The organism is Leifsonia sp. NPDC102414, assembly GCF_044765685.1.
Taxonomy (GTDB): Bacteria; Actinomycetota; Actinomycetes; order Actinomycetales; family Microbacteriaceae; genus Leifsonia.
On sequence record NZ_JBIWKN010000010.1, the window covers coordinates 1 to 14,066 of the forward strand.

The 14,066-nt window shown below is 68.0% G+C and carries 11 protein-coding genes; 4 read left to right on the forward strand and 7 right to left on the reverse strand.

Translation table 11 applies throughout. The features are described from left to right. Positions 1 to 246: 246 nt before the first annotated feature. Positions 247 to 702 carry a DUF6228 family protein gene (locus ACIRCZ_RS20035; protein WP_402856600.1) on the forward strand — a complete coding sequence of 152 codons (456 nt, stop codon included), beginning with the start codon at positions 247 to 249 and terminating at the stop codon, positions 700 to 702. Between the two features lie 1,866 nt (positions 703 to 2,568). Here the strand turns inward: ACIRCZ_RS20035 and ACIRCZ_RS20040 are convergent. The 3 genes from ACIRCZ_RS20040 to ACIRCZ_RS20050 form a co-directional block, all read right to left on the reverse strand. Next, a complete protein-coding gene (locus ACIRCZ_RS20040; protein WP_402856603.1) occupies positions 2,569 to 3,336 on the reverse strand; it encodes a 2OG-Fe dioxygenase family protein in 768 nt (255 codons plus the stop codon). Between the two features lie 64 nt (positions 3,337 to 3,400). Next, positions 3,401 to 4,093, reverse strand: coding sequence for a Scr1 family TA system antitoxin-like transcriptional regulator (locus ACIRCZ_RS20045; RefSeq protein WP_402856606.1), 693 nt, complete (start codon positions 4,091 to 4,093; stop codon positions 3,401 to 3,403). Positions 4,094 to 4,811: 718 nt separating this feature from the next. After that, the gene (locus tag ACIRCZ_RS20050) at positions 4,812 to 5,168 is read right to left on the reverse strand and encodes a MerR family transcriptional regulator (protein ID WP_393782846.1); all 357 of its coding nucleotides are present in this window, start codon (positions 5,166 to 5,168) and stop codon (positions 4,812 to 4,814) included. Positions 5,169 to 5,594: 426 nt separating this feature from the next. On the opposite strand from ACIRCZ_RS20050, the gene ACIRCZ_RS20055 reads away from it, so the two are divergent. Further along, a complete protein-coding gene (locus ACIRCZ_RS20055) occupies positions 5,595 to 6,500 on the forward strand; it encodes an NADP-dependent oxidoreductase (RefSeq protein WP_402856696.1) in 906 nt (301 codons plus the stop codon). A 588-nt stretch (positions 6,501 to 7,088) separates the two neighbouring features. Here ACIRCZ_RS20055 and ACIRCZ_RS20060 read toward each other — a convergent pair. After that, positions 7,089 to 7,697: a GNAT family N-acetyltransferase gene (locus ACIRCZ_RS20060; RefSeq protein WP_402856610.1), complete on the reverse strand. Its 609-nt coding sequence runs from the start codon at positions 7,695 to 7,697 to the stop codon at positions 7,089 to 7,091. A gap of 1,007 nt (positions 7,698 to 8,704) precedes the next feature. Further along, complete coding sequence (locus ACIRCZ_RS20065) at positions 8,705 to 9,166, reverse strand: hypothetical protein (RefSeq protein ID WP_402856613.1); 462 nt, start codon at positions 9,164 to 9,166, stop codon at positions 8,705 to 8,707. A 546-nt stretch (positions 9,167 to 9,712) separates the two neighbouring features. On the opposite strand from ACIRCZ_RS20065, the gene ACIRCZ_RS20070 reads away from it, so the two are divergent. After that, on the forward strand, positions 9,713 to 10,315 hold the full coding sequence (locus tag ACIRCZ_RS20070) for a cadmium resistance transporter (RefSeq protein ID WP_402856616.1): 603 nt from the start codon (positions 9,713 to 9,715) through the stop codon (positions 10,313 to 10,315). A gap of 1,338 nt (positions 10,316 to 11,653) precedes the next feature. Here ACIRCZ_RS20070 and ACIRCZ_RS20075 read toward each other — a convergent pair. Continuing rightward, positions 11,654 to 12,316, reverse strand: coding sequence for a M15 family metallopeptidase (locus ACIRCZ_RS20075; protein ID WP_402856619.1), 663 nt, complete (start codon positions 12,314 to 12,316; stop codon positions 11,654 to 11,656). A gap of 215 nt (positions 12,317 to 12,531) precedes the next feature. Here ACIRCZ_RS20075 and ACIRCZ_RS20080 point away from each other — a divergent pair, with 215 nt between their 5' ends. Beyond that, a complete protein-coding gene (locus tag ACIRCZ_RS20080; RefSeq protein ID WP_402856622.1) occupies positions 12,532 to 13,275 on the forward strand; it encodes a hypothetical protein in 744 nt (247 codons plus the stop codon). 82 nt (positions 13,276 to 13,357) lie between these two features. Here ACIRCZ_RS20080 and ACIRCZ_RS20085 read toward each other — a convergent pair whose 3' ends face one another. Continuing rightward, positions 13,358 to 14,020, reverse strand: coding sequence for a pyridoxal 5'-phosphate synthase (locus tag ACIRCZ_RS20085; protein ID WP_401772379.1), 663 nt, complete (start codon positions 14,018 to 14,020; stop codon positions 13,358 to 13,360). Positions 14,021 to 14,066 lie beyond the last annotated feature (46 nt).

Below are 14,066 nucleotides of genomic sequence, written 5' to 3' on the forward strand. Positions count from 1 at the left end.
AACGATCCACGGCCGCGACTGACGCTTCCCCACGACCAGACCAACGAACGCTGAAGCCGAAAGTCACATGATCAACAGCTTCTGTTAGGACCTCTAAGGACGAGCGGCACGCGATCAAGGTCCTATTCGAGCTCCTCGACGAGTTCGCCACCGAGTGCGAAGCAGCCCAGGGCACACGATTCCCTGAAGGGCATAGCCCGGAGAATCCCGATGACGTCGAACGCGACACTGGCCTACCGTTCCGCCATGACCTCCCCGGACGACTACACCGACGACAAGCCCAGCGTGACCATCCACTGCCAGGACAACGCCTCCGTCGGCGTGGCCTTCTGCGATCGGTTCAGCTTCGACACAGACTCCGTGCACTATGCCGTCGAGCTGCGGGCCCCGGGCCTGACCGCTCGCGCCAACGAGGTCGTCGCCTGGATCTGGGACAGCGATCTCACCACGTTCTTGGAAGCACTCGCTGCGGACTACCGGGGATGGGACGGCGAACAGAGCTGGCAGACCCACGGCCGAGACCTGACAGTGTCGGCCGTCTTCCGTTCCGGCGGCCACGTTGGGCTGACCTGGTCCTTGCGACCCTGGCCACAGGCCGCTGGCGGCTGGGGAGCCTCGGTGACCACCTGGCTGGAGGCTGGCGAGCAGATGGGTTCCCTAGCGGCCCAAGTTCGGCAATTTCTCGCCGGGGAGCAGCAGTGACATCCGGCCTGCGCATCTCCTGGACACTGGGGCATGCGGATGGGCTGGCTGCACCCTTGAGGATCATCACGCGAAGGCCGAGCTCACCGCGTCCTACGTCATCAGTGCGCCAGAGGAGCTCCGGGCCGCGATGGTCCGGCTCGTCGCCGGCGAGACAGAGCCCCGTGCCCAGTTCGAGGCCGAGCCGACCGCCTGGCGGTGGATCTTCTACGACCGGACAACGTGAACCGGGTTACGCGTTCGTCAGCAGGCATGGAGTGCGCACGGCCCCATGACCCGATGCGCGACGAAGAGCAGCATGCGGAAGGCACAACGGCCGTGGAGCCGCCGGAAGTCGAACGAGCGCTTCCCACTGATGCTCACAGGCCGGACCCGACACGGGGTCCGCGGGCACCTTTGCCGTGGTGCGCCCCGGTCATGGGCCAGGGTGCGGGCTTGGGCCGATGGTCGGCCGCTGCCCGTGCGGGATCGGTCCGGCGGCTGGTCCGCCGAAGACCTCTCGTGGTCTCCGCCCGCTGCCGAGCGGTGCGCGGGCACTGCTCCGCCGCCGGCCTGCTGCGGGCCTATACCAGCTCCCCGCCCCGGCCGGAGCAGCCTTACCGTCCAGCAAGACCTTCCTCCACGAGGTGACATGAACCACCTGCACGAACACACGGAAGCGGCACGCCTGCGTCTTTTGCCTGCTCGATAGGCGCGGCGTCGGGGACGTCCGGCAGGTCCTGCCAGGCATCGCGCAGGAGATCGCTGGATGTCCTCTCGCACCGGCCTGCTGACGTTCCACGGGCGCATGCCGCGTAGATCTCCCGTGGTGTGGGTTGTGGGTGCGTCGGTCCAGGTGTCGCCCGGCAGGGACGCGAGGAAGCCCGCCTCGGGTTCGCGCAGCACCGGCCGGTAGACGGGCGTGCCTGTCTGCTCCCGACGGCTGCGGCGCCTGTGGGCGAGTGCTTCGCGGAGAGCGTCTCGGGTCTTTTCGGCGTAGCGGCGGAAGGCGGGGGCGCCTTGGCGGGCGCGTTTGCGGAGCATGGCCTCGTAGCGGGTGCCGTCGTCGATGGGCACGTCGTGGGCGGGCAGCTCTGTGTGCGAGAGCTCGTTGTGCTGCTGCCGGCGGTGCAGTTCGTGGCGAAGGTAGGCAGCCGCGTCCTTCAGTCGCGGTGGAATGCCCCAGGTGGCGAGTTCGGCGGCGAGCTGTGGTGCCGTCCGTCAGCGGGCGCAGGGCGTAGGCGATGCGGCGGGAGCACGCGGTGTAGAGCCACCACACCTGCCGCTGGACCTGCTCGGTCACCGCGATGGCCTGCTGGCACTCCCCGGGCGTGAACGGTGCGCGAGGCCTGTGCGGGATGCTGGTCTGCTTGCGAGGACGTCGCGTGTTCTTCTTTCCCCCGCGACTACCTGCAGATGAGAAGGGGCTGAGGTGACCACAACAGAGGGGGTACAGCACCTTGTTGGCGTGGGGCGTGCTCGTCGTGCCCGCGATCGGGCCGCTGCGACGGCTCGGGCACGGCCCTTGTCCGTGTAGCCAATGAGGCGGGCCCGGTAGCCGGTGCCGCGGACGCGGTGGCCTTGGGCGTGGTCCCAGGCGGGCGGGGCGACGGGGGCGTAGATGGTGGCGGTGCCCCAGTATCCGTCGCCAGGCGCGAAGGCATCGCCGCGCCGAGCCCGTAGAACGTTGGTGCGGGAGCCGTGCTCCACCAGGCGATCCGAGCGAGTTCACGGAGGTAGCGGGCGTGGGCGAGGACGGTGCGGCAGCTGACGCCGAGTTCGTCGACGGTCGCCGTCACGTTGAAGGCGATGCTCAAAGGAACCAACGCCGACCCCAACCTCGGCAGCGCCCGCTGACCACCCCCACCGGGCTCGGGCGGTGCGGCGTCAGAGTTGGGGGACGTACGGGGCGAGACCGACGATCAGGATGGACCGTTCGCCCGGTCCGGGCCCGGAGCCCACCCGGACCGGGCCGACGTAATGGCTGACCCTGTGGTCGTGGACGGCGTAGCCGTCCAGTGGGTCGGTGAGGGTGAACTCGGCGTGGATGTCCGCCCACGGATCGTCGGGCTGCAGGCCCGCGCTGCCGGGGGTGGCGATGACGTTCTGCCCACCGGTGACGTTGGTACGGCTGATCAGGTGGGCGAAGGTGAACGTGCCGGCCGAACCCCCGTCCTGGTGCAAGCAGCCGGGGGTGGACACGGCGTTCTGGCCGGGACCGTCGACGCCGAGCCTGATCAGGTGGACACCGGCCCACAGCGGGCGGCTTACCAGATTCCTCAGAGACAGGACCTGCTCGATGTCCCAGCGCAGGAGCCGCAGCAGCAGGGCGTTGCCACGCAGCTCCTCGGGAATGTCGGGGAGCACCCGCCGGGTCCGCGGGTGCGCAGGGTCCTCCTCGCCCAGGAAGAAGTCGGTCACCGTGCCGTGAACAGGGTCGGGGGTTCCGGGAATCCAGGACAGTTCGTCCTTCCACGGCAGGTACACGGCATGGGAGTAGCGGCGGAACCGATGCGTTCCCGGGGCAGACGGGTCGGGCGGCAGAGCCGCGAAGACCTTCCGGATCCGGGCCAGGTCATTTTCGACGGAACCGGCCCGGATTCCGAGGCGTTCGGCGCCGTAGCGGACGAACCCACGCTCCCGCAGACCGTCCATGACCCCAGTCTCAACCATCTGTACCTTCCCGACAGCTGGTGACCCAGCTCAGCATCTGACCTGCTCATACCTGTCGTCGTTCGCCGACTGGTGGGGCGAGAGAGCCGCCCGTGACGGGAGCGGCGAGCCAGTCCCAAGACCGCTCACACAGGGCGAGGTTCTCCTCGTCGTCCAGCCACATTTTCGTGGACAGCGTCTCGATGACGAACAGGGCTGGTCGCAGATCCAGAAGCCGTGACCGGGCTGCGACGCAGTTGGGCGGAGAAGGGGATGATGCCGAGTCTACGGCGTCGATGCCGATCACTGAGACGAGCCGGTCTAGTTGGGCGGCCATCAGCTCCGGCGGGCAGGTGAGCGCGTAGAGAGCGCCCTCCCTGATCAGTATCCGAAACGAGCGGCCCGGCCGCGGGCAGGTGCGGCGGCCAGGCCCTCGCGGGTGCCCTGCACGATGAGTTCGCGGATGAACTCCGCCAAGGCGGCGAAGACGTGAGGACGAGCCGTCCGCCGGGGGCCTCGTGTCGAGGCTCTCGTGCAGCGAGGTGAAGCCGATACCGCGCTCGCGCAGTTCGGTGACCATGTTGATGAGGTCCTGGAGGCTGCGGCCGTAGCGGTCGAGCGAGGGGAAGACGAGGGTGTCGCCGGCGTCGAGGAAGGCGTGGCACGCCTTGAGCTCCGGGCGGAGCGCGTTCTTGCCGGACTTCTTGTCCGAGTAGATCTTCCCGCATCGGCCGAGACCGAACAGAGGATCTCCAGGCACTCCGTGCCGAACAGCACGAGCCCCACCTCAGTGCGCGTGTCCTCGACGGCCAGCCAGTGGGCCTGCTACCCCCACCGCACGTGAGCGGGGACGGCCAGGCGGTCCGGCAGCGCTGCGAGGTGGTCGACCGCGTCGTCCGGGTGGTCGGCGTGCCCGTAGATCAGGCTGTAGGGCCCCTCATGCAGGTCTTTGTCCAGGACTTGGGCCCAGTCGCAGTCCGGGCAACGGGCGACGGGTCGCCCGTCGAACCTCCGGTCCAAGTCCAGGACCGGGCGGCGCGCGGCAGCTCGGTACGCGGCCATCGGGCCTCTGGGGTGGTCGGGGCGGAGGTGTGGTGTCCGCGGGGTCGGCGACAGCAGAGTGAGATCAGCCGTTGCCGGCTTCCCGCGCCACACGCTCCAGACGGCTCCGGGAGCCCTCCCACCATGCCTGAACACCTGATGGCATGGTGTCCTTGCCTTGCAAATACCCGACAGATCCGTCGATGAGTTCTCGCATGATGTCGGCGTGGCCGGCGTGCTGCTGAGTTTCTGGGTTTCGGATATCACGCGTACCAGGATGTGATGCAGTGTCACCTCTTGGCGTTCCTACGGCTACCACGGGACGTGACCGATCGCGTTGTTTCGACGGCCTCCGGATACGCCTGGTGCTTCCCGTGGCCGGCCAGTGCCCGGTAGATGCCGGATGGGTCGGGGCCCCACCCTTCGCGACGGGCTGATCAGTCCTGCGCCACGTTCGCCGCGGTCACATTCTCGATCACGCGGCCGAGTTTGGTCTTGGCCCGGGTCAGGTCCTGGATGCGTGCGGCGATGCGGTCGCGTTCGATGATGAGCTGGTCGAGCATGGCGGGGGTCGCGACGCCGGTGCTCACGCACGGCAGGAGTTCGACGACGGTACGGCTGGAGAGGCCGGCCGCGAAGAGGTCCTGGATGAGCTGGACCCGCTCCAGGGCTTCGTCGGGATAGTCACGGTGCCCACCGGGCGTCCGCGCCGATTCCAGGAGCCGCTGTTCCTCGTAGTAGCGCAGGGCCCGCACGCTGACTCCTGACCGCCTGGCAAGCTGTCCGATGCGCATGACGCAGGTCGCTCCCTTCCCGCTCGTACCTCACGTTGACGTCAAGTTCAGGCTAGCGATACCGGCTCCGGGGGCAGCCCTGGGGGCCGATCGAACCGTTGCCGGCGCCGAGAGTGATCATGAGCCGGTGGCGGAACCGAGGGCGTTCACGCGGTTCACGTACGCACGGCAGTCCTCGCGTCGTGCCGGGATCGCCGAGCCCGCCCGAGGACACATGGGTGTCGACCGTGACGGGCGGCGTGATCCCTCGTAGTGGCGCAGACCCCCATGCTCACCCCCGCCCGCTCGGCAGCCTCGCCCATCGGCGCCTGCCCTCCTACGGCCGGGCCGCAGTTGCGGCTTGCACCTCACGCCGACGTCAGGTTCTAGAGTGACGAGCGTCGGATGAACACGTCATTCCGGCCCGTCAAAGTAAGGCAGACCATTATGCGCGCAGCCCGGTTCCACCAATACGGCGGAGTGGAGAGCCTGGTGATCGAGCAGGCCCCCGACCCCCACCCCGGACCCGGTGAGATCCGTGTCCGCGTCGCGGCGGCCAGCGTCAATCCCATCGACTGGAAACTGCGCGCCGGCGCCCTGCACCAGCTGATTCCGCTGGAACTGCCCGCCATTCCCGGGCGCGACGGCGCCGGTGTGGTCGACGAGATCGGCGACGGGGTGCAGGGGGTGAGCATCGGCGACCGTGTCTTCGGACTGGGCGGTGTCACCGGGGCGACCGCAGAGCTGCTCATCCTCTCGGCCTGGGCGCACACCCCCGCCACGTGGAACGACGAGCAGGCCGCTGGTGCCGGTCTCGCGTCAGTGACCGCGATGCGTGGGCTCGACGCGCTCGGCTCCCTCGCGGGGCGCACCCTTCTCGTCGAGGGCGCCGCCGGAGGCGTGGGCAGCGCAGCGGTCGAAATCGCGGTAGCGCAAGGTGCCAATGTGATCGGGACAGCCAGTGAACGCAACCACGAGTTCCTCACCGCGCTCGGCGCCGTTCCCACCACCTACGGCCCCGGCCTCGCGCAGCGTCTGTCCGCTCTCGCCCCGCGCGGAGTCGACATCGTGCTCGACACCGCGGCCTCCGGATCGCTGGACGACCTCGTCGCGATCACAGGTGACCCGAAACGCGTCGCGACGGTCGCCGACCGCGCCGGCGGGCAACGCCTGGGCACGCATGTGGTCAACGCGGAGAATGATTCCACTCTCCTGTCCGCGGCGGCGGAACTGGGCGGGCAAGGCCGCTACACACCTCGTATCGAACAGGCCTACCCCCTGGAGCGGATCGCCGACGCCCACGTGCACGCCGAGCGTGGGCGCACCCGAGGAAAGATCGTGATCTGCATCTGAACAGGCCGATCTGTATCTGAACAGGCCCACGAAGTAGGTAACTCGCAACGTGCGGGCCTGCGTGGCGAGCGTGTCCTCGATCGGCACCGGCGAGCGGGCGGTCCGGAGCGGGCCGGTCTCCATGGCGCCTCGTCAACCAGGCCGCCCCCACTCGGGCACCGCACGTGACACATGAGCGGCGTGCACGCCGCGGCCCCGGAATCCCAGGCCTCAGCCAGCGGAACCATGTGGTCGACATCCAGCGAAGACGCCGAGATGATCCACACCTGGTCATACGAGGACCACGACCGGCCGCCCGACAGCGCGCACCGCGGCGCCACCTCCGGAGCGTCCACCGCCTCGGAGAGGATGACCTCCCTGCGGGTGTCGCAGCAGTCATCCGGATCGAGCCCCTTGTTCCAGTGCTTGAACTGCTCACGGCTGTACCCCGCCCGCGGACCCTCCGGCGCCATCTCCACCCCGGACAAGCGCCACCGCCAGCGGTACATCCGTCCCCGTCAGATCCCATCCAGAGCCTGGTTCAGTCTCCTGCCCGACAACGGCCACGAGCCCTGCCAGCCAGGATGCCCCGACGTGCTCTGCGTCCGATCAGGCATCCCAGGCGCGAGGGCGGTCCAGCTCTTCCCATTCGGGACGCAGCAGTGCGTGCACGGCGAGGTCGTGGCGGCGGCCGCGGTGGAGGCAGGCGGCGCGGCTGGTGCCTTCGTGTATGAAGCCGGCCTTGGTGAGGGTGGTGAGGGCGGGGGCGTTGTCGGTATGTGTCTCTGCCGTGAGGCGGTACAGCGGGAGTTCGCCAAACGCGAGGTCCACCAGGGCGTCGAGGGCGTTGGTGCCGTGGCCGTGCCCACGATGCTCCCTAGCCAGCATCAGTTCGACCTGTGCCGTGCCGTTGACGATGTTCTGGCAGGTGAGCGCTATGTGACCGATCGGGGTGCTGTCCGGGAGCAGGACGAGGAAGTCGTCGCGGTCATCGTCGTCGCTGTCGCGCTCGATGCGCTCACGCGTCGCGGAGAGGGAACGCGGCCAGATACCGAAGTGATAGGCGGCCACCGGATCGGATCGCCAGCCGTGCAAGAGTTCGGCGTCGTCTACATCGACCGCTACGAGACCGACAGTCTTGCCACGCCAGGAAGGTTCCCTTCCGGCCTCTGCATCGTGCTCGTCGCCCGCGATCTCGATGTCGATGTCGTCGATCATGGCCGGATGCTACGGGCACTCGCACGGTGCGACCACAGGTTTTCCCCAAGGACTGATGACCTGACTGGGTCGGCAACCGGCGGGCTGTGCGCTCCCTTTCAGACTGCGGCTACCGGCATCGGTGACCGGATAGAGCAGTGGCGGTGGAACTCGCGCTGTGAGTGGTCGTCGAGGCCGTGGTGGGCAGAGTGGTCGTGGACGAAGTCGGGTCGGATTCGGGAGCGTAGGGCGGCGTCGAGGTGTATGGCGCGGTCGGCCACGAGCCTGGCAGGAACGTGAGCCACATGCGCGGCAGGGAGTCGAGTGCCGCTTGCTCCATGCTGCCGCCCTGCACCCGGCCGCGGCCGGTGTCGTACGTCGCGACGGCGCTGGCCGGACGCTGCAGTGCAGAGGTGCAGGAACCGGGGTGATCCTCAAAACCGCCCGTGACGGCGTAGATCGTGCCGGCGGTCACTGCCAGGGCGGTCGCGGCCGCGACGGGAACCCACCGCCGGGCAGCCGGCCGGCGGACCAAGTGCCTGCGCCGCTCACTTCGAGGGCCACTTCAGACATAGCCGGCCCGCCGTCACCGGCGGCCGCCGAGGCTTTCGTTGTTGCCCGCCCCCGGATTCGGGCCACATGCGATGCGGCCCCGGTGCGCGCGTGTTCGGCATCGGCTTGGGCTGCGGCCCGGATGCGGGCCGCGTCCGCATGCGCAGCTGTCCGAACGGCTTCGGCCTCTTCACGAGCCGCATCGACGATCTCCCGCACCGTGACACGCAGGTGCCGCAGCGGAGTCTGGGCCTGGCGCTGGCGGAGTTTGACGTCCTGCCAGTAGCCGCGCCAGGCGTGGCAGATCCGGGCGAAGCCACGCCCTGGGTGCCCCGGGCGGGAGGTCGGGGGTGTGCTGATGACGCGGACGAACTCCAGGAGGGTTTCCTGGGAGGGCAGGCATCGTGAGCCGAAGCGCGATAGGTGTCACAAAGGAAGGTTTGTTGTCAAGGCACCGAGGTCGGCGGCCATGTCCTTTACCGAGAGTCTTGACCGCCGAACCCGGAGTCGTGTCCCTCGACGGACCGATGTGGTCGGCGCTCCGGAAGCCGTGTGATCGCGGCGCTCACTGCCAACCCGAGCGTGACACCGACAGCGGCGGCGACGGTCTGCGCCCAGGCATTGTCAAGGGAGTCGGGCAGGACGGCGCTGGTGAGCCGGGTGGCGCCCCACAGGACTGTTACCGCGGCCAGTGCGGCCGGCCAGCGGTGCGGGACCCCATCGCTGATGTCGTCGACGATATGCAAGAGGAGCAGCAGCGCCATGAGGAAGCTGCCGTCGAAATCATCCACGCCGAGCGCGGTTAACCCGGCCCCGAAGGCAAACGCGAACAGCCAGAGCGTCACAAGCCGCCGGACGGACGTGGGCGGCTGTCGCCTCGCACCATGCCAAGGCCAAAAGAACCGTGTGATGTGCTGAACGATCGCGTACTTCTGCATGACTCGCGTCCTGATCCCCGGGGTAGCCGACTCCTGCCGGCGCTCAGTGGTAGGACGCACACGAGCAGGACGCGGTTGTGGTGAAGTGTCGCCGCATGGAACCGCCTCGGAGAGCCAGAGGCCGTCGATCTTCGCTCCTGGTGGCAGAAGGGCGAGTGAGCACGTGTGACAAGCCGCGTGCTTCGCTGGTGACAACCAGACCGCGTCGACGGTCCTGTACACCGGTTCTTCTGGCTCCCCTGGTGACAACTTCCGTGCTTCGGCCCACGTCGCCCGGTGAGTGCTTCGTTGATGTGTCGTGCCATGACTGAGCTGGTGCTGCACGGGCTCCTGGTTACGCTCCGCGTCCTGGTGGGACTGCCTCGTGTTGCGGCGCGCGGGGAGGCGTTCGGAAACGCACGTCCCGCTGAGGGCAATAGAGACGGTCCGTACGCGAAGACGATGCCGGCGGCAGGAACGGCACCAGGTCTCGGCCCCCGTGATCGCTGCACGAGGCGCTCTCGGTAGCCTCACGGGGACATTCGCCGCGAAGGAGAACACCCACCCGTGGACCTCGGCATCATCGGGCAGGCAGCCGGACTCTTCGCCGTCACCAACATCGACGACCTCCTGGTCCTGGCGCTGTTCTTCGCCCAGGGCGCGGGCCACCCCGGCTCCACTCGCCGGATCGTCCTGGGCCAGTACCTGGGCTTCACCGCGATCCTCGCGGTCGCGGTGGCCGCCGCGTTCGGCGCCACCTTCCTCCCAGCCTCCGCCATCCCCTACCTCGGCCTGCTGCCCCTCGCCTTGGGCCTCAAGGCCGCCTGGCAAGCCTGGCGCGACCACCGCGAAGGCAACGGGGACGAGGAGAAAGAGACCGGCACGGGCGGCCCGAACTCCTTCGAGGTCGCCGCGGTCACCTTCGCCAACGGCGGCGACAACATCGGCGTCTACGTCCCCGTCTTCGCCACCGCCGGCACCGGCGGCATGAGCGTGTATGCCGCGGTGTTCCTCGTACTCGTCGCCGCTTGGTGCTTCGGAGGCAAGTTCTTCGCCACACGCCCCGTCATCGCCAAGGCACTCGCCCGCTGGGGCCACATCCTGCTGCCCCTGGTCCTGATCACCATCGGACTGCTCATCCTCATCCAAGGCGGCGCCTTCGGCCTCTAGCGCGCGGCACCAGCGGTTCGAGGACCTCGGGCTGAGCCCGTCCGCGCCACGTACAAGGTCAAGGTCGGGTGTCATGTGCTTCTGTTGTCTTTGATGGCGGAGTGGCTCAGTTCCGTGCGTCGGTGCAGTGTCCTGCTTCGTCTGTTGGCGTTGAGTGACGGCTGCGATCCTCTGCCCACGGTCGGGAGAGAGTGCTCAGACACCCGGCATGTCAGCCAAGGTGACAGCGCCTGCTGAACCGTTCCGGATCGGCGGAGGCCGCGCGAGGCTTCGCACCAACAGCGGTGGGTACATCTGCACGTATGGACGTCGGCGCATGGATATCGCTGATCGCAACGGGGATCGTCCTGCTCATCGGGGCGGGGCTCATCTGCCACGAGCATTGGGGATCCGGTGCGAACCAGAGCCGGGAGTATGACCTCGGTCCGGACAACACCAGCGGCGGAGGCGGAGGCGGCTGACGCCCACGGTTCGGCCGAACCGCCTCAGCCCGAACCTGCCCCGCGATCAGGACCGCGCTGCAACACAGCACCGAACAACGGCCTGGATCTCGTCGGACTCCCTCGCGATAGACCACACCGTTTGTCAGCCGGCCGAAGAAGGTGGTGTGCGACCGACTCCAACGACGACAACAGCGTCCAGAGTGAGGACTCACCGTCCGCGCACCAGCCAACAGTGCTGGGCTGCTCAGCCAGGCGGCAGTCAGTCGAGCCACTGCTTCCAGCGAGCACGGGGCGGCTCGCAGCGGCCGGAATCAACTGCCTGCAGATATGCGCGATCGGCAAGTTCCTTCTCCGTCCACGCTCGGCCGTCCCCATCGGGACGCGCGTCCCCGGTGCCGTCAGCGAGCCTGGAGACGGCGACTACGCAGTCCGGACGCACCGTCTGCGCTCCGAACCACCCCAGGGTCACAGCGGCCAATGCGGCAACTGAGCATGCGACGGCTGCCAATTGACGCGCGGACCGGACTCTGGGCGAGAACACGGGTGCATCGTACTCAGCGGGCTTACCTGGTCGAGAGCGGCTGCACACCGGGAGGGCTGCGGCCGGCGGAACGGAGAGGTTCCCGGCGCAGCATCGCCAACTCGAGCATTCCGAGTGTTCTGCTCATCATGGTGCCGCAGCCGCGCCCAGACCCTGCGCAACAAAGGCCTCCTGCCCGGCGGCCCAAACCTTGCATTCCCCCGCCCCCGTAGGCAGCACTACGACCTCCCCGACGGCGCCGAAGCCCTCGACCGCGCAGCCCGCTCGACGCGGTACCTGGGACTCCGGCGCACGGGCCGTCGATACCGGAAGATGCGAGCCGCCCGACGCACTCGAAGGACCCCCGGCCGCCGGTCAGGTTGACGAGGCCATCTCCTGAGGGCCATAGAGGGCTGCGGTCTCACCAGTAGTCAGAGCCCAGTAGCGGTCGCCAAAGGACCAGTGCCACCACTCGGTGGGGTAGTTCACCAGCCCCGCGGCGGTGAGCACGGAACCCAGCAGCTTCCGATTGGCGCGGGCCTCCGTGCTGATGTTGGCGGCGTGGGTGTAGCAGGCGCCCTCGCTCTCCTCGGGATCCGCGTTCATCCGAGTGCCCAGGTCCAGCTCGCGCCCCTCGGCGTCGGCCAGGGTGAGGTCCACGGCCGCGCCGGCGCTGTGCGGGGCGATGCCGGGCGGTGCTACGTACCGACTCGCAGCCGACTGGATCTGCTCGGCGGACCAGTCAGCGTGGATGGCCTGCAGCTGGCTGGCGTACTCCTCGAAGTACGCGAGCTGGAGCGAGGGTGGCCGGTATCCCTCAACAAACAGCAGTCGCAGGCCCTGCGGGAGCAGCTCCTGGGCCTCCTTCAGCCGCTCCAGCACACCTTCCCGCAGATACGCGAAGGCATCTGCCGGGTCCTGCTTGCGCGAATCGATCAGCAACGAGCGGTCCCGGCGGACGTCCACGAGACGTTCACCGCACTCCGCAACAGGTATGGCGGCAACCTTCGGATCCGACATCAAGACGATCTCACTCATGACGTGATCATCTCGCAGGCCTCACCCGGTGAACCTTCCCGGTCACAGCACTCGACGCAGTGGCCGACGCTCCGCCCTGTGTGCTGACGGCGGCGGACAGGCGGCCACTCCCTCTTAGGGTGAGCGGCTGCAGTGCAGTCCTCACCCGTGTGCCGCTTTCGCCTGGCTGCGTGTTGGGACGACTCCACCCCGAACAGGCACATAGCTTCTGAATCATGAGTCAAAACCCAGACAGGACCTTCGTCAGCAAGCTCCTCGGAGACAAGAGCCTCGCCCACAAGCTTGTCGGCGACAAGGCTCTCGCCGACAAGCTCCTCACCCTGCTCGGATCCGACGATGCTCCCGCCGACAAAGACCTCGGACCGATCATGCTCCAGGTCGTCCCGTACGGGGGTTCCTTCAGCATGACGAGCCCGGCATACGACGACATTGTCCGCAGAGCGCGCGCCGACAAGGACCTCGCCGGCATCGAGAACGTCATCTTTGAAGGCTTTCGCCCCTACCAGGAGGCGGAAACGGCCAGGCGTCGCGGTAAGCCCACGCGTTCAGAGGGCTACACGGACGACCCCACCAGCCCCACTGACTCGGTGTTCGTCTTCACTGAGCGCAACTGCACGGGCAAGCACGCGCAGTTCGGTCCCGGCCGGTACGACATCGACGTACTCAGGCAGGACATCGGAAACGATGCTATGTCCAGCCTGGCCATCCCCAAGGGATGGGGTATCACCCTCTACACGGCTGCGGGCTTCTCCGGCGATTCGACCACCATCGCCCCTCGGCGCGACGGGGTCGGAGGCGATCGGTACAACCTGACCGACGGCTTCAAAAAGGACGTCTCCTCTCTCGTCATCACCGGCATCAGCGATGATGCTTCCCGCCAGCACCAGGTAACGCCCACCTACCACGGCTCAGCCACCGGCTACACGAAGGCGGAAGGACAGTCCACCTACTGGGGCTGAGAGATGGACAGGCCGCGCGGAGAGATCAAACGGGCTGATCTGCCGCGATGCTCCCAGGAGCTGGCAGGCGACGGATAGGAAATCAGGGCCACAGCATCTGCTTGGTCCACCCGTCGGTTGAAGGCATGTAGACGAGCCGGGTGTGGCGGCGCTGCTTGTCGCCCTGCCAGAACTCCACCGACTCCGGGCGCACTGAGTACAGCGTCCAACCTGGTGCCACGAGGCCCGGCTCGCTCTTGATCCGCGCGAGCGATGCCTCTACATGCGCGTCCCTCTCGGCCAGATCTGCGAGCGGTTGCGATTGCCGACCGAGCAGGGCTTCTGCCCGTGCCCCCGCGCTGCGGGCGAGGAAGTCCGCAGCACACAGTTCAGGGGTCTCTCGCACGACTGGTCCGCGCACCCGGACCTGGCGGGCGAGCGGTGCCCAGTAGAAGGTCAGCGCCGCATAGGGGCGGGCGGCGAGGTCGCGGCCCTTGAGGCTGCACGCGTCCGAGGCGAACTGCCAGCCTTCGGGGCCCACGCCCTTGAGGATGAGTACGCGGGCGGTCGGATCACCGCCGGCGTCCGCCGTGGCCAGCGTCATGGCATGCGGCTCCGGTACTCCGGCGCTCAACGCCTTGAGAAGCCACTCGGTGAACAGCTCGAACGGAGTGTCCGGCGCGAGCGACGGGTCGAACCCGGGAAGCTCACCGGCGAAAACCTCAATGTCCCGAAGCGTCTGGCGGAGGTTGGCCGCACCGGTCACATTCCACTCCCTCACTCGTGATCACTCAAGTCGAACTGAACCTATC

Bases quoted from the DNA above. Each gene is read 5' to 3' on its own strand.
- ACIRCZ_RS20065 (WP_402856613.1), bottom strand. From the start codon at position 9,166: ATGCAGAAGTACGCGATCGTTCAGCACATCACACGGTTCTTTTGGCCT.
- ACIRCZ_RS20080 (WP_402856622.1), top strand. From the start codon at position 12,532: ATGAGTCAAAACCCAGACAGGACCTTCGTCAGCAAGCTCCTCGGAGAC.
- ACIRCZ_RS20050 (WP_393782846.1), bottom strand. From the start codon at position 5,168: ATGCGCATCGGACAGCTTGCCAGGCGGTCAGGAGTCAGCGTGCGGGCC.
- ACIRCZ_RS20060 (WP_402856610.1), bottom strand. From the start codon at position 7,697: ATGATCGACGACATCGACATCGAGATCGCGGGCGACGAGCACGATGCA.
- ACIRCZ_RS20055 (WP_402856696.1), top strand. From the start codon at position 5,595: ATGCGCGCAGCCCGGTTCCACCAATACGGCGGAGTGGAGAGCCTGGTG.
- ACIRCZ_RS20035 (WP_402856600.1), top strand. From the start codon at position 247: ATGACCTCCCCGGACGACTACACCGACGACAAGCCCAGCGTGACCATC.
- ACIRCZ_RS20075 (WP_402856619.1), bottom strand. From the start codon at position 12,316: ATGAGTGAGATCGTCTTGATGTCGGATCCGAAGGTTGCCGCCATACCT.
- ACIRCZ_RS20040 (WP_402856603.1), bottom strand. From the start codon at position 3,336: ATGGACGGTCTGCGGGAGCGTGGGTTCGTCCGCTACGGCGCCGAACGC.